The organism is Nonomuraea sp. NPDC050547, from assembly GCF_044457345.1.
Classification (GTDB): Bacteria; Actinomycetota; Actinomycetes; order Streptosporangiales; family Streptosporangiaceae; genus Nonomuraea.
The window spans coordinates 150,555-164,406 of the sequence record NZ_JBITGW010000013.1 but is presented as its reverse complement, the minus strand read 5'-3'; the positions used below and the strand labels follow the sequence as shown (position 1 = coordinate 164,406).

Genomic DNA, 13,852 nt, shown 5'->3' with positions numbered 1-13,852 from the left:
TAACCTCATTCGGCGTAACTTCCATCGAGAGGCTGGGTAATGACCGAAACTCGCGAAGACATATACGGCGAGGTCAGCGCCATCATCCAGGAAGTAACAGGAATGCAAGCGGCAGATGTATCGCCGAAGAAATCCATCGTCGATGACCTCGATATCGACTCACTGTCGATGGTCGAGATCGGGGTGGCGGTCGAGGACAAGTTCGCAGTCGAGATCACGGACGCCGAGATGCCGAGAATAGTGACGGTCGAGGACCTGATCGACCACATCGAGCAGGCGATGGCGGCCCGGGATTGAACGGGATTCTGACCGGAAAACGACTGCTCATCACGGGTGTTCTCACCCCCTCGTCCATCGCATTCCATGTGGCCAGGCTGGCGCTGGAAAATGGCGCGGAAGTCGTTCTCACGGCCTTTCCCCGGGTCAGCCTCGTCGAGCGCCTCGTACGCCGGCTGCCGGGTCCGGCGCCGGTCGTCGGCCTCGACGTCACCGACCCCGAACAGCTCGCCGACCTCGCCGACCGCGTCGGCGAGCATGTCGGCGAACTCGACGGCGTGCTCCACTCGATCGCCTACGCGCCGCCCGCCGCTCTGGGCGGCAACTTCACCACCACCACGTGGCCGGACGTCGCCACCACGCTGCGGACCTCGACCTACTCACTCCACAGCCTGTCGATCGCGCTCCTGCCCCTGCTGCGCAAGCCGGGCTCGTCGATCGTCGGGCTCGACTTCGACTCGACGGTGAGCTGGTCCGAGTACGACTGGATGGGCGTGGCCAAGAGCGGGCTCGAATCCTGCGCCCGCTACCTCGCGTACTACCTCGGCCGCCAGGGCATCCGGGTGAACCTGGTCGCGGCGGGCCCGATCAGGACCGTGGCGGCCGCGGAGTTCGACAAGCAGCCCGGCGACGACTTCTACGCCAAGTGGCAGGCCAAGTCTCCTTTGGGCTGGGAGGCCGACGCCGATCCTGTGGCACGGGCCTGCGTGGCGTTGTTCTCCGACTGGTTCCCCGCCACGACCGGGGAGATCCTGCACGTGGACGGCGGCGCGCATGCCGTCGGATGAGCCCGGGACGGCCATGTGGCGCCACATCGCCACGACCCTCGCGCACGCCGGATGCGACCTGGTGACCGGCGTGCCCTCCGACGAACCCGCTCTGCTCGACGCCGCCCTCGCCGTACCCGGCCTCAAGGCGGTGCCGGTGCGCGACCAGCGGGCCGGCGCCTGCCTGGCGGCGGGGCACGCGCTGGTGTCCGGCAACCCGGCCGTCCTCGCGACCAACTCCGGCCCTTCGCTGCCCAACGCCCTCGCGGGCCTGCTGGAGGCGGCGTCGCTGCACGCGCCCGTCGTCGTGGTGACCACGCGAATCCCCAGGGCCGGTCTGGGCAGGGGCGGATTCCAGCAGGTGGACCAGCGTGCGGTCAGCGCCGCCGTGGCCAAGTGGTACGTGCTGGCCGAGGACGTGGACCAACTCGGCTGGGCCCTGCGGCAGGCCGTACACCGTGCGATCAACGGCGCGCCCGGGGTCACCGTCGTCGAGCTGGCAGAGGAGGCGCTCCAGGGCGAGCCACCGCGAAACGCCGCGCCGGCGGCTCCCCCGCGTCGCCTGCGCTCCGCCCCCGCGGGCGACGATCTCGACCGGGCGGTGGACGTGATGGCTCGGGCCACCGCGCCGGTGATCATCGCGGGCGGCGGCGCCAAGGCGGCCGGCGCGGGCGCTCCCCTGCGGGCGCTGGCCGAGACCTGGGGCGCGGCCGTGTTCGCCACCGCCGCCGGGCGGGGCGTGCTCGACGAGGACCACCCGCGCTACTGCGGACTCGCCGGGCTCTACGCCGCCGCTCCCGCCGCCGAACTGCTCGACGACGCCGATGTGATCCTGGCCTTGGGCACCCGCCTGGAGGAGACCGTACGCACGGGGTGGAGCCTGGCCGGGCAGCGCCTGATCCACGTGGACGCCGATCCCGACGCCTTCGACCTCGCCGTCCGCCCCGAGATCGCGCTGGCCGGCGACGCCGCACTCACCGCGCGCCTGCTCGCCGACGGCCTCACGGCGCACCCGTCACCGGCCTGGTCGCAGCGCGTCGCCGCGGTGAAGACCGAACTCCCCCACACCGGCTCCTTCGCCGCTTCGGCCCTGCGCGCGGTCCGGTCCAGGTTCGGGCGCGACCTCGTGCTCGTCCAGGAGAACGGCCTGCACGACATGTGGAGCTACCACTACCCCCTGCTGTCGCTGTCCGAGCGGGCCAAGGTGGTGGCGCCGGGCGAGCAGACCATGATGGGCTTCGGCGTCGCCGCCTCGCTGGGCGCCGCGCTCGCCGAGCCGTCGCTGCCCACCGTCGTGATCTGCGGTGACGGCGCGATGACGATGAGCATGAACGCGCTGCCGGTCGCCGCCGAGCAAGGGCGCGGAATCGTCTTCGTCGTCTTCGAGAACGGCGGCTTCGGCTGGCCGCGCTACGTCCGCGCCCTGGCCGGATCCGACACCGGCATCACCCGGTTCGCCGCCGGCGAACCGCCCTACGAGGCGGTCATCCGCGCGCTCGGCGGCTGGAGCACCCGCTGCCGGACGACCGGCGATCTCGACGCCGCGCTGGAGGAAGCCGCCAAGCACGCCAAGAACGGCGCGCTCGCGCTGGTCGCCGTCCCCGTCTCCGACACCGACATCCCTCCTGGCGTGCTCCGCGCGTACGGCGGCGCCCCAGAGTCCCCAGGCAAGGCGGACGCCCATGACGCGTGACATCTACACCTGGCAGGGTGGATCGGTCGGCATCGCGGTCGGCGACAGCCCCGCCCTCTGGCCGTCCGTCGGTGAATACCCCTTCTACGACCGGGTCCTGTACTACGTCATGACCCACGACCACCTGAGGAACGCGGCCCTCGGCCACGCGCTCCGGGCGGTGGCGGCGGGCCGCCGGGTCATCGACATCGGGACGGGCCGCGATCTCAACTGGGCCCTGGAGGCCGCCGGTCACGGGGCCGAGCACGTGTACGCGGTCGAGGCCAACCGGGAAAGCCACACCATGGCGGCCAAGAGGGGGGCGGCCTCGCCGTACGCCGACATCATCGAGGTCGTGCACGGCACCTCCTTCGACGTGCGGCCGGCGGCGCGGGCGGAGGTGTGCGTGGCCGAGCTCATCGGGTCGATCGCCAGCTCGGAGGGCATGCTCGCGGCCATGACCGACGCGCACGCGCGCCTGCTCACCCACGACGGCGTGGTCGTGCCCGCCGCCTGTGACACCTTGGTCGGGGCGGTGTCGTCGCGGGAGCTGTTTCCCGGTGGCCCGGCCTTCTCGCGGAAGGCGCTGCCGTACCTCAGGAAGATCTTCGATCTTTATGAGCGGCCCTTCGACGTGCGGCTGTCGGTGGCCGATCCGGGGCCGGACGTCCTGCTGTCGACGGCCGGGGCGGTGGAGAGGCTCCGGTTCGACGGGTCCGCGCCGCTGGAGGACACCTCGCGCGTGAGCCTGACGATCGAGCGCGACGGGTCCGTGGACGGGTTGTTGTGCTGGATCGGGCTGGAGGCGGGCGCGGGCGCCAGGCGGCTGGACTCGCTGCGGGACAAGACGAACTGGATGCCGGTGTACCTGCCGGTGTTCGACTCCGTCGTGCCCGTGCGGCGGGGGGACGAGCTCACGGTGGAGTTCGAGCGCCGGACGAGCGACGACGGCGTTCATCCCGACTACCACGTACGCGGGACGCTGGTCACGGCCGCCGGGGTGACCAGCGGGTCGATCCTGTCCGGGCACCACACGCCGCGGCTCGGGACGAAGCCGATCTACCGCCGGCTGTTCGAAGTTATTCCTTGACACGAATATTCGCCATGGTGAATACTCAAGGCCATGGACGCACTCCTCACCGCACTGGCCGACCCGGCCCGCTGGCGGCTCGTCACCCTGTTGGCCGAGCGGCCCCGCTCGGTCGGCGTCCTCGCCCAGCTCGCCGACGCGCGCCAGCCGCAGACGACCAAACACCTGCAGACCCTGGAACGCGCCGGCGTCGTCACCTCCCACCGCACCGGCCAGCGCCGCGTCTACGCGCTGCAGCCGGGTCCCCTGCGGGACCTGGCGGCCGCGATCAACCGGCTGGCCGAGACCGCGGAACAACGCGGCGGCCACCGCGAGACCTTCGACCGCTACGAGCGCAGCCTCGACGCGGAGCGGCTCGCGGCGGATGAGGCGGGGTGGGCCGACGGCCGCTCGTTCCGGTTCCAGCGCGCGCTGCCCGGACCACCTGAGCTGGTCTGGCGCCATCTCACCGAGACCTCCCTGCTCGCCCACTGGTGGACACCCGACGACCTGCGCGTCTCCGAGCTCGTCTTCGAGGCGTGGCCGGGCGGCCGGATCATCCACGAGTACCGCGACGTCGAGGACGCCGACGGCTCCGACCTGGTGGTCGGGCGCGCCGAGGGGACCGTCGGCGAGGTACGCCCCCGCGAGCGCCTCACCTACCGCAACTCCCCGCTGCTCCCCGGCGGCGGGACCGCCTTCACCGCCCACGTCGACCTCGGGCTCCGGCCCACCGACACGGGCACGGAACTCGACGTCCACTGGCGGATCACCGACAGCACCGTCGACTCCGCCGACTTCATCGCCGGCATCGAGATCGGCTTCGGCCAGAGCCTCGACAAACTGACCGCGGCCGTCGCCGCCGACGCAAGGAGCACGAAATGACCAGCCGCAAGGTGACCGCGAACATCTCCCTCACCCTCGACGGCCGCTACCACGGCGCCGGCGGTCCCGGCGACTTCGGGGCGTTCGCCCCGTACGTGACCAGCGACGTCGCCCGCGACCACATGAACCTCATCTGGGAGAACGCCACGACGGCGGTGCTCGGCCGGGTCAACGCCGAAGGCTTCATCGGCTACTGGTCCACGGTCGCCGCGGACGACAACGCCGACCCGCGTGATCGCGGCTACGCCAAATGGCTGGTCAACACCGAGAAGGTGGTCTTCTCCACCACCCTGACCGAAGCGCCGTGGGAGCGCACGCGCATGGTGAACGCCCCCGTCGCCGACGTCGTCACCGAGCTCAAAGCCACCGGCGAAGGCGACATCCTGGCCAACACCAGCCCCACCATCATCAAGGCGCTGCTGTCGGCGGATTTGCTCGACCGGCTGTACCTCATGATCTTCCCCGAGATCACCGGCGGCGGGCAGCGCCTGTTCGAGGACGGCCTGCCGGCCACGAAGTGGACGCTCACCCACCAGGTGACCGGCCGGCTCGGCGAGATGGCCATGGTGTACGACAGGGTCCGCTGAACACCTCAGCCCCGAGGCGTCTCGTCGGTCCAGCCCAGCCGCGTGACCACGTACGACGTCATCTCGTCCTGTACGGCCAGCAGTTCGCCGGTGTCCCGGTCGATGATGATCCGCTGCTCGCCGTACTCCACCGCGACCCCGGCGCGGCCCTCGGCGTCGGTGACCCCGTCGGCGACCCGGAAGCCCGGCAGCCCGGCGAGCAGCCGGTAGAGCGCCGCCCTCGTGCCCGGGGTGCTCTCGGCGTCGAGGAGCATCCACTTGGCCGAGGCCCAGAGCCAGCTCTCCTGGCTGTCGGCCCCGTCGGCCGGGAACTCCTTGAGCATCTCGGCCTTGAGCGCTCCGGCCTCGGTGGGCAGGCTGGTGACGGGCGTCAGGGCCAGGGGGATGAAGTAGGTCCTGCCGATGTCGCAGCCGTCGGCGCCCTGGCAGAGCGCGGGCGACCCGTCGTCCTTCCACGCCTGTTCGTCGGCGGGGGTGAGGGGCTTGGTGGTGACCTGGCCACGGTCGGTGTGCCGGCGTCCTTCCCCGTTCACCCACAACACCTCCTCGATCCGGTGCTCGACGGTGTAGCCGGCGGCGGTCCTGGTCCGCGAGAGGCGCAGCAGGTCCCGCCGCCACCAGGCGCCCTCGCCCGCAGGTCGCGCGGCCAGCCGGTCGGCCGCCGTGCCGAGCACCGCGGCCGGATCCGGCACGAGCGCCGCCGTCTCGATCCGGGGGCCGCCCAGCACGGGCGCAACCACGAAGCCACCGGTCAGCACCACCCCGACCGCCGCCGCGGCGAGCGCCATCTTGGACCAGACCGGCAGGCCGCGGCGTCGCGCGCCGCCGAGCATCCGCGCGCGGACCGCCATCGCCCTGGCCGGGTCGGCGGGCGGCACGTCCGGCATCACCTCGTCGATGAGCTGGAACTCCTTCATCACACCTCAACTCCCAACGCGTCACGCAGCTTGTTCCTGGCCCGGCTCAGCCGGGAGGCGACGGTGCCGTTGGCGACGCCGAGCGCCGCGGCCACCTCGTCGTAGGTCAGCTCGCCGTACGCGACGAGCAGCACCACATCGCGTTCCCCGCGCGACAGCCCGGCCAGCGCGGCCGAGAGCTTCTGCACGGTCACCCCGGCGGCGATCCGGTCCACGACGCGTTGTTCGTGACCGTCGTCGCCGGGGGACGGGCCTGATCTGGCCAGTGCGCGGTAGCGCCGGAGCTCGGCCCGCCGGTGTTTGCCGATGAGGTTGGTGGCGATGCCGTACAGCCAAGGTCTGATGCCGCCTTTGGCGGCGTCGAAGCTGCCGCGGCGGCGGAAGGCGATCAGAAACGTCTCCGCGGCGAGGTCCTCGGCGATGTCGAGGTCGAGGCGGCGGCCGACGTAGCGGCGTATCTCCTCGTAGTGCGCGTCGAAGACGGTGGCGAATCGCTCGGGGTCGGCGACCGCGCCGTCGAGTGACAGGGTCATACGGCGATCTCTCTTGCCGGGAAGTCTGGACACCTGTGATTGCCCGCTCCCGGCCGGGCCTTCCATCAGATTTCGAGTACGGCGGTGAGCAGCGCGGCGAGGGCGTCCGCGTCGAGCCGGTGGCGAGCCCCTTCCGGCGTGGAGACGGTCACCCCGACCCAGTGCGGGCGCGGCCGCGTCGCCGCGAACTCCGCGGCGACGGGGTGCGCGCAGAGCAGCAGGTCAGGTCGCGCGCTCAGACGGTGTACGGCCTGCGGCGCGGTCACCGGCCGCTCCCTGCGCCAGATCACCTGCGAGCCGGTCGAGCGCCAGGCGTTGACCGCGCCGACCTCCACGAAGGCCGTTTCCGCCCGCGCCTGCGCACCCAGCAGGGCGGCGAGGTCGGCGGCGACGGACCCGGGGCCGGACCCGAGACGCCCGAGGGCGTGGACCGCTTCGCCCGCCTCCCGCACCGGCCAGCGGACGCCGACGAACGCCTGCCCCGGCCACAGCACCTCGACGGCGACGGACTCGCGCGCCCGGCGCGCGACCTCGTGGACCGCGTCCGCGCGCGGGTGCCGTCTGGGCACGACGAGCGCCGTCTCCCAGATTCCGTCGGCGGCGATCTGCACCACCGGCGACGACGTGACCCGGATCAGGCCGGCTGCCAGCACCATCGCCTCATTCTGCCTGAACGGTATGATCTCCTCCCGCCCGGCGAGATCATGAGGAGTCTTGGTGAAAGCTGTCAGGGTGCTGGCCACGGTGCTGGCCGCCGTCTCGATCGCGGCGGGGTGCGGCGGCGGTGGCGGGGCGGCGGTCGCCGTTCCCGACAGCCCGGCGGGCAAGCAGCTGAGCTGGTACATGGACGCCGTGAACCGGACGCCGGTCGCGGACAAGGAGCTCAAGGAGCACCTCAGCGCGACCTTCCTCAAGGAGATCCCGCCGGAGGAGTTCAACCGGCTCGCCAAGACGCTGGCCGGGCTGAAGATGACGGAGCTGACCGAAGTGAAGCCGGACGCGCTGAAGGGCAGGGCGTCCGCGTCCGGGCAGGAGTACAAGACGGAGATCTCGGTCGACGACGCCGGGAAGATCGACTATCTCCTGATCACGGGCTGAGACCAGGTGCGGCCCGGCGGCCGCACCTGGCCGGGATTCAACGGACGGCGTCCAGGGCGTCGACGATGCCGGAGCCGTAGAAGCCGTTACGGGCCCGGCCGCCTTCGCACAGGTGCGTGGCGGTCACCGTGGTGCCGTTGGGCAGGTGGCGGGTGTAGGTGAAGGCCGGCGGCGTCGGGCACGAGGTCCTGGTCGCGGAGCCCTTGAGCGCCGACTCGACGAAGCTCGGGCTCAGGGTCTTGCCGCCGTGCCTCGGGTCGCGGTGGCCGTACCGGCTGACGATCAGCGCGGCGACGCCCGCGGCGCGCGGGGAGGCCATCGAGGTGCCCTGCAGGTACTGGTAGTACGCGCAGGTGCCGCGCTGGCAGTCCCGGACCACGTAGTCGACGTTGGGCGAGCCGTCGGGGTTGAGTTCGCCGTTGTCCTTGGCGAGCTGCTCGGGGTAGGCCGACAGCGTGGCCTTGGTGACGTCGCGGGTGTTGGCCGCGGTGTCGTAGACGTCGCCGCCGGGGGCGGACACGTCGACGAATCCGTTGCCGAAGCTGGAGAAGTACGACTTGCGCTTGCTGATGCCCGTGGCCGAGACGCTGATCACGTTGCGTCCCTCGCCGGGCATGGAGACGCAGCTCGGCGGGATGGTCCGCTCGTACGGCGCCTCGCCGGGCTCGCTGGCGAAGTCGGGGCTGCTCGCGTCCACGTACGGCTTGGTGTAGTCGGCGGCCTGGTTGCCCGCCGCCGCCACCAGCGTGACGCCGCGCCGGTGGGCGTAGTCGAGCGCCCGCTGCGTCGCCTTGATGATCACTGCCTGCTCGGCCCGGTCCGCGGGGGAATCGGCGGCGTTGTCCGTGCAGTTGAACAGCCACGGGTCGATGTAGTAGCTCATGTTGACCACGTCGATGCCGTGGTCGCCGGCGTACGTCAGCGCGTCCACGCTGGGCTGCAGGAAGAAGTAGCCGGAGTCCTGGCCGGCCCGCAGGTTGACCAGCGTGACCTTGGGCGCCACGCCCGCGATGCCCAGCCGGTTGATCGGCGAGCCGATCGAGGACGCCACGTGGGTGCCGTGGCCGTTCTCGTCCACGTTGGCCGCGTCCTCGCACGAACCGTCGGCCTCATCCGCGCACGGGCCGTCGATCGGCGCGCCGTTGGCGTCGGCGGGGATGTCGGTGGTGAAGTTCCGGCTCAGCGAGTTGCTGAAGTTGGGCGCGATGTCCGGGTGCGTACCGTCCACGCCGGTGTCCAGAATGGCCACGACCACGTCGCGTCCGCCCTGGTTGTACCGGTGCGAACCGTCGGCGGTCGCGTGCATCTGCTTCATGTCCCACTGCAGCTCGGCCAGCGGCTCGGCGCCCGGCCTCGGCCTTCCGGCCGTCGGGCCCGCCTTGCCGCGCCCGGCGTCGTGCCCTTCCTTTTCGACCGTGTCGGTACGGCGTGCCGTACCCGCGGCCCGTGCGCTGGGCGGCGCCTGCCCGATCGTGCGGTTGCGGGCGACGCCCTCGATCGCCCCGTCCGACGCCAGCGCGGCGGCGAAGTCGGCGCGGCTGGTGGTGACGGTGGCCAGGCCGACCGCGGTGTTCTCCTTGACGACGACGCCGCCCGCTGCCTCGATGGCCTGGCGGGCGCCGGTGGCACCGTCCTTGTAGAGCACCACGTACTCGGCTTCTGGTCCTTGCCGCTGTGCCTGTACCGGTGCCGACATGGCGGCACCGACAAGTAAGGCCGCGGCGGAGACCATGATGACGCGTTTCACGCGTACCTCCCGTAGGGGCGGAAAGAGCTCGCCCGCCACTTTGAAGGGATTTGCCGGATTCGACCACCTTTGATGAGATCCGTAACCCGAGCGTGACCAACGCCGGTCGGAGCGAGTCAGGGGTGCAGGTGGGACCAGCTGGCCTCGTGGCCCCAGAGGGAGGCGGGATCGACGTAGTGGCGCAGGAGGTCGTTCAGCTCGGCGTCGCCCCGGCCGTTCAGCTCCTCCGAGGCGATCTTCCTCGCCACCCCGGCCAGGAAGTCGGCGATCTGGATACGCGCGTCGAGCCGGGACTCGGTCAGGCGCAGACCCGTCAGCCGGGCGCGCGAGGCCAGGCGGGGGTCGTTGAAGACGCCCTTCAGCTCGACGATCCGCTCCTCCGACAGCGTGGTCTGCCGGTCGTGAACGACCTCGACGGGACGGCCCGACGAGCTCCATGCCACGACGGCCTGGATGATCGCGGGGATCAGCGGGTCGAGGACGGGGATCGTCCGGGGATCCTCGGCCAGGCGCGCCAGGAAGGCGTCCATGTTCCGGCGGGTCGCGGCGAGCGGGCCGGTCAGCTCCGGAGCGCGCAGGTCGTTCAGGCGGTCGTAGAAGGTCTGCGCGGGTACGCGGGCGCGCATGACGTCGTTGAACGATTCCAGGAACGGGATCCAGCCATCCAGGGCAGGGCCGGTGCGGTAGAGGGCCTCTGTCTCAAAACTGCGGTAGAAGCCGAGGCTGGGGCTGTAGGGGTCGTCCAGCAGGTCGACGATCCTGCTGACGATGAAGAAGCGTTTCTCCACCAGATAGACGCGGGCGGTGCCGTAGATGGGACCGGAGGGGCCCAGGAGCCAGACGAGGGCCGAGCGGTGCTTGCCGCGCAGCAGGTGGTTGGCCTTGTACTCGGTGGCAGGTGAGCGGATGCGGTCCCGTAGCACGCGGATGACGTCGTCGGCCGCCTCGATCTCCATCGACACGCTGGCGTGCGCGAACACGTCGGTGATCGCGGCGGTCAGGTTCTCCCCCTCCGCCCCGGACTCGTCACAGGCGATTTCAAGATCTTGACCGGTCACCATAAGGGCTCCATCGTTGCCCGTGCCTCGAACCAGGCGCAACGGGTTTCGTGCTGTGTCTCAAAACTAGAGGTTTCGGTAGAGGGTGGCTCGTGAGACACCCAGGATCCGGGCGATCTCCGACATAGGGGTGTCGCCGTTCTGGCGGAGGCGGCGGGCTTCGGCGACCATCTCCTCACTCATACTCCGAGGCCGACCCCCCGCTCCACTGCCACCCCCACCGGCCAACGCCCCCTCACCTCCGGCCGCACGCCGCCGCCCTCCGGCGAAAGGCCGCTCCCCTTCGGCCGAAGACCGCTCCCCTTCGGCCAAGGCTCCCGCGCCCACGGAAAGCTCCCCCTCCTCGGCCCACGCCCCCTCGCTTCCGGTTGGTCGCTCGTCTCCGGTCGCGGGCCTCCTGCCGGCCGAAGGGCTGGTGGTTCCGGGGGGCGCCGCTTGCGCGGGGCGTTCCGGTGGCTCGGGGGGTTCGGTGAGGAGGCGGCGGGCGCCGTTCAGGATGTGGTGGCGTAGTTCGTCTGTCGGTACGTCGGCGAGCAGGATCACCGGGTCGCTGAGCAGCGCCACCACCTGGATGGCGCGCACCCGTCCACCCAGGTCGGGGCTGGGGCCGGCGACCATCTCGTTGGCGCGGTTCATCACCGTGAACCACCGCTCGAACACCTCCGGCGGCAGCGCCGGCATGTTGGCGACGACGGTGCTCAGCACGTCCCGGTGCCGCAGGTACACCTCCAGCAGCGTCTCGACCGTCCCCCACCCGCCGCCGCCCTCCCGCGCCACCCGCTCCACTGCCGCGTCGGTGTCGTCGATGAGCGGCTGGGCGAGGGTGGCGAGGATGTCGGCCTTGGTGCGGAAGTGGTACAGGACGGCCGTCTTGGTCAGGCCCAGCTCCTCGGCGATCTCCCTGACCGAGGTGTTCTGGCTGCCCTGGCGCGCGAACAGTTCCCTCGCGGCGGCGAGGATCCTGTCCCTGGTGTCGATCACACCGCGCATCCTATCTCTTGCCTGACCATTGGTCAGGGGGTTATGGTCGCAACTGACCAATGGTCAGGAAGGACCATCATGAACATCCTCATCTCAGGGGCGGGCATCGCGGGCTCCACGCTGGCGTACTGGCTGGCGCGGCACGGCATGAGCGCCACCGTCGTCGAGCGGTCGGCGGGACAGCGTTCGAGCGGCAGCCCCGTGGACGTCCGGGGGCACGCGGTCGAGGTGGCCGAGCGGATGGGCGTGCTGCCCCGGCTGCGGGAGGCCGCCACCCGCGTGAACAGGATGTCGTTCGTGGACGCCGCCGGTCGGCGCGTGGGCGGCATGCGCGTTGGGCGGCCGGATGGCGGGGAGGTCGAGCTGCGCCGTACCGACCTCGCCGGGATTTTGACGGCGGCCGCCCGCGACCACGCCGAGTTCGTCCACGGCGACTCCATCGCGAGCCTCACGCAGGACGGCGGCGGCGTGGACGTCGAGTTCGACAGTGGCACGCGGCGGCGGTTCGACCTGGTGGTGGGCGCCGACGGCCTGCACTCCAACGTGCGGCGGCTGGCATTCGGCCCGGAATCCCGGTTCGTACGGCATCTGGGGCTCTATGTCGCGACACTCCCCTTCACCGGGCGGGTGCCCGATCCGAGCGAGGTCGTCATGTACAACGCCCCCGGCCGCTCCGCCACCCTCCATCCCTCGAACGGCGAGGCCGTCGCGGCCTTCATCTTCCACGCGCCCACGTTGCCCGGCTTCGACCACCGCGACACCGGGCGGCACCGGCGCCTGCTGCACACCGCCTACCCCGAGCCCGCCTGGCGCCTGCCCGAGCTGATGGAACAGGTCGCGGCCACGGACGACCTGTTCTTCGACGCCGTCAGCCGGGTCCGCCTGAACACCTGGACGGCGGGACGGGTGACGCTGGTGGGCGACGCCGCGTCATCGGTGTCCCTGTTCGGCGACGGGTCGACCTTGGCCATGTCAGCCGCGTACACGCTGGCAGCCGAACTGGCAGCCGACACCACCACCACCGCCCTGCCCCGCTACGAACACCGCCACCGCACCCTGGCCGGCCCCCGCCAGCGCCACGTCACGATGGTCTCCCGCCTCCTGATCCCCAAGACCCGCTACGGCCTGACCACCCGCAACCTCCTGACCCGCCTCCTCCCCACCCCCTAACCCCTCGCTCCCCGCCCCTCACCCTTCGCCCCTTCGCCCACCACGCTCCGCGCGGGCTTCCCGGACGCCGCGCTGCCCAAGGCCACGTGTGCCCGGAGCAGTGCCCCGGAGGCCGCGCTACGCCCAGGGCCGGGTTCCGGAGGCCGCCCCCATGGCCTGGTGTTTGTGCAGGTTAGGACTTCATGAGGGTGGTGGGCAGGACGCCGCCTGTTCCGGTGTCGAGGGCTGCCTGGGCCTGCCGTACCGCCTCAAGGACGTTGCCCGCGGCGCTAGGGGAATCCTCTACGGTCATGCGCACCTCCACCTCCACCGGCGACCCGCCGAACCCCTCCCCCTCAAGCCGGATGTAGGCGACCTTGCGGTCCTCCAGGAACGGGATGTACGCGGCCGACACATGCGTGGACGCCCCCGCGCCCGTCACCTTCGTCGCGCGTTTGCCGGACATCCGGGCCGGGTCCTGGAGGTTGAGGAAGTCGGCGTTGCCCCCACCGAGCAGTTGGTAGGCATCGTGGAGCGCGACGCCGCCGGAGGTCAGAGCGTCGACGAGCGCCCGGTGTACGAGCGTGGCGCCGAACGAGCTCTTCAGGTCGTCGCCGATCAGCGGAAGCCCGGCCGCGGCGAACCGTTCGGCCCAGGCGGGGTCGCGGGCGATCACGGAGGGCATGCAGTTGACGAAGGCGCATCCGGCCAGCAGCGCCGCCCGCGCGTACAGCTCGGTGGTGCGTTGCGCGCCGACCGGGAGGAAGTTGACGAGCACGTCAGTACCACGCAACGCCGCGACGACATCCTCCAGAACGGCCTCGCCACGCGCGTCGGGAACCCCAGCCACGGCTTCCCCGGCGAGCGGCCCCTCTTCGCCGGCCATGAGCCCCTCGGCGACCACCACGCCCGTCGGCGGCACCTCCGCGAAGGCGCGGGCGTTGTTGGGCGCCGCCCAGATCGCGTCCGCGAGATCCCGCCCGACCTTCGCAGGATTCACATCAAAAGCCACGCTGAACGAAATATCCGGCCAGTCATAGAAGACCGCCCCCTGCACCAGCGAGGACGCGCAGTTCCCCACCCCAACCAACCCGACATTTATCACAAAGGCCG

Annotated in this window: 15 protein-coding genes; 8 read left to right on the top strand and 7 right to left on the bottom strand. The window is 71.2% G+C overall.

The genetic code is table 11. The annotated features are described in order from the left end of the window. Positions 1-39: 39 nt before the first annotated feature. The 6 genes from ACIBHY_RS30840 to ACIBHY_RS30815 are packed head-to-tail and all read left to right on the top strand — an operon-like array spanning position 40 to position 5,256. Entirely contained in the window at positions 40-297 is a 258-nt protein-coding gene (locus ACIBHY_RS30840; protein ID WP_397244285.1) for an acyl carrier protein, read from the top strand. Then, positions 294-1,064 (top strand): enoyl-ACP reductase FabI, encoded by a 771-nt coding sequence (gene fabI, locus ACIBHY_RS30835; protein WP_397244287.1) that lies wholly within the window; start codon positions 294-296, stop codon positions 1,062-1,064. Before ACIBHY_RS30840 ends, fabI begins: the two co-directional genes overlap by 4 nt. Beyond that, on the top strand, positions 1,051-2,736 hold the full coding sequence (locus tag ACIBHY_RS30830) for a thiamine pyrophosphate-binding protein (RefSeq protein ID WP_397308508.1): 1,686 nt from the start codon (positions 1,051-1,053) through the stop codon (positions 2,734-2,736). Before fabI ends, ACIBHY_RS30830 begins: the two co-directional genes overlap by 14 nt. Beyond that, positions 2,726-3,805: a hypothetical protein gene (locus ACIBHY_RS30825; protein WP_397308507.1), complete on the top strand. Its 1,080-nt coding sequence runs from the start codon at positions 2,726-2,728 to the stop codon at positions 3,803-3,805. Before ACIBHY_RS30830 ends, ACIBHY_RS30825 begins: the two co-directional genes overlap by 11 nt. 33 nt (positions 3,806-3,838) lie before the next feature. Continuing rightward, on the top strand, positions 3,839-4,669 hold the full coding sequence (locus tag ACIBHY_RS30820; protein WP_397308506.1) for a metalloregulator ArsR/SmtB family transcription factor: 831 nt from the start codon (positions 3,839-3,841) through the stop codon (positions 4,667-4,669). Then, positions 4,666-5,256 carry a dihydrofolate reductase family protein gene (locus ACIBHY_RS30815; RefSeq protein ID WP_397244295.1) on the top strand — a complete coding sequence of 197 codons (591 nt, stop codon included), beginning with the start codon at positions 4,666-4,668 and terminating at the stop codon, positions 5,254-5,256. The genes ACIBHY_RS30820 and ACIBHY_RS30815 overlap by 4 nt, the downstream gene beginning before the upstream one ends. Before the next feature lie 5 nt (positions 5,257-5,261). On the opposite strand, the gene ACIBHY_RS30810 is transcribed toward ACIBHY_RS30815, so the two are convergent. The 3 genes from ACIBHY_RS30810 to ACIBHY_RS30800 form a co-directional block, all read right to left on the bottom strand. Then, the gene (locus ACIBHY_RS30810) at positions 5,262-6,173 is read right to left on the bottom strand and encodes a CU044_5270 family protein (RefSeq protein ID WP_397308621.1); all 912 of its coding nucleotides are present in this window, start codon (positions 6,171-6,173) and stop codon (positions 5,262-5,264) included. After that, a complete protein-coding gene (locus ACIBHY_RS30805; RefSeq protein WP_397308505.1) occupies positions 6,173-6,706 on the bottom strand; it encodes an RNA polymerase sigma factor in 534 nt (177 codons plus the stop codon). The genes ACIBHY_RS30810 and ACIBHY_RS30805 overlap by 1 nt, the downstream gene beginning before the upstream one ends. A 65-nt stretch (positions 6,707-6,771) precedes the next feature. Further along, positions 6,772-7,362 carry a hypothetical protein gene (locus ACIBHY_RS30800; protein ID WP_397308504.1) on the bottom strand — a complete coding sequence of 197 codons (591 nt, stop codon included), beginning with the start codon at positions 7,360-7,362 and terminating at the stop codon, positions 6,772-6,774. Positions 7,363-7,423: 61 nt separating this feature from the next. On the opposite strand from ACIBHY_RS30800, the gene ACIBHY_RS30795 reads away from it, so the two are divergent. Then, complete coding sequence (locus ACIBHY_RS30795; protein WP_397308503.1) at positions 7,424-7,804, top strand: Cpe/LpqF family protein; 381 nt, start codon at positions 7,424-7,426, stop codon at positions 7,802-7,804. A gap of 37 nt (positions 7,805-7,841) precedes the next feature. Here the strand turns inward: ACIBHY_RS30795 and ACIBHY_RS30790 are convergent, their stop codons facing one another. The 3 genes from ACIBHY_RS30790 to ACIBHY_RS30780 all read right to left on the bottom strand — a co-directional run bounded on the left by ACIBHY_RS30790 (position 7,842) and on the right by ACIBHY_RS30780 (position 11,590). Further along, a complete protein-coding gene (locus tag ACIBHY_RS30790) occupies positions 7,842-9,551 on the bottom strand; it encodes a S8 family peptidase (protein WP_397244304.1) in 1,710 nt (569 codons plus the stop codon). A gap of 116 nt (positions 9,552-9,667) precedes the next feature. Further along, positions 9,668-10,612: a hypothetical protein gene (locus ACIBHY_RS30785; protein ID WP_397308502.1), complete on the bottom strand. Its 945-nt coding sequence runs from the start codon at positions 10,610-10,612 to the stop codon at positions 9,668-9,670. 63 nt (positions 10,613-10,675) lie between these two features. Continuing rightward, positions 10,676-11,590 (bottom strand): TetR family transcriptional regulator, encoded by a 915-nt coding sequence (locus ACIBHY_RS30780; protein WP_397308501.1) that lies wholly within the window; start codon positions 11,588-11,590, stop codon positions 10,676-10,678. A gap of 78 nt (positions 11,591-11,668) precedes the next feature. Between ACIBHY_RS30780 and ACIBHY_RS30775 the strand changes: the two genes are divergently transcribed. Beyond that, positions 11,669-12,760, top strand: a complete 1,092-nt coding sequence (locus ACIBHY_RS30775) for an FAD-dependent monooxygenase (protein WP_397308500.1) — start codon at positions 11,669-11,671, stop codon at positions 12,758-12,760. 172 nt (positions 12,761-12,932) lie between these two features. Here ACIBHY_RS30775 and ACIBHY_RS30770 read toward each other — a convergent pair whose 3' ends face one another. After that, positions 12,933-13,739, bottom strand: coding sequence for an inositol-3-phosphate synthase (locus ACIBHY_RS30770; protein WP_397308499.1), 807 nt, complete (start codon positions 13,737-13,739; stop codon positions 12,933-12,935). Positions 13,740-13,852: the final 113 nt, after the last annotated feature.

Bases quoted from the DNA above. Each gene is read 5' to 3' on its own strand.
- ACIBHY_RS30840 (WP_397244285.1), top strand. From the start codon at position 40: ATGACCGAAACTCGCGAAGACATATACGGCGAGGTCAGCGCCATCATC.
- ACIBHY_RS30825 (WP_397308507.1), top strand. From the start codon at position 2,726: ATGACGCGTGACATCTACACCTGGCAGGGTGGATCGGTCGGCATCGCG.
- ACIBHY_RS30820 (WP_397308506.1), top strand. From the start codon at position 3,839: ATGGACGCACTCCTCACCGCACTGGCCGACCCGGCCCGCTGGCGGCTC.
- ACIBHY_RS30810 (WP_397308621.1), bottom strand. From the start codon at position 6,173: ATGAAGGAGTTCCAGCTCATCGACGAGGTGATGCCGGACGTGCCGCCC.
- ACIBHY_RS30830 (WP_397308508.1), top strand. From the start codon at position 1,051: ATGCCGTCGGATGAGCCCGGGACGGCCATGTGGCGCCACATCGCCACG.
- ACIBHY_RS30815 (WP_397244295.1), top strand. From the start codon at position 4,666: ATGACCAGCCGCAAGGTGACCGCGAACATCTCCCTCACCCTCGACGGC.
- ACIBHY_RS30805 (WP_397308505.1), bottom strand. From the start codon at position 6,706: ATGACCCTGTCACTCGACGGCGCGGTCGCCGACCCCGAGCGATTCGCC.
- ACIBHY_RS30785 (WP_397308502.1), bottom strand. From the start codon at position 10,612: ATGGTGACCGGTCAAGATCTTGAAATCGCCTGTGACGAGTCCGGGGCG.
- ACIBHY_RS30775 (WP_397308500.1), top strand. From the start codon at position 11,669: ATGAACATCCTCATCTCAGGGGCGGGCATCGCGGGCTCCACGCTGGCG.
- ACIBHY_RS30800 (WP_397308504.1), bottom strand. From the start codon at position 7,362: ATGGTGCTGGCAGCCGGCCTGATCCGGGTCACGTCGTCGCCGGTGGTG.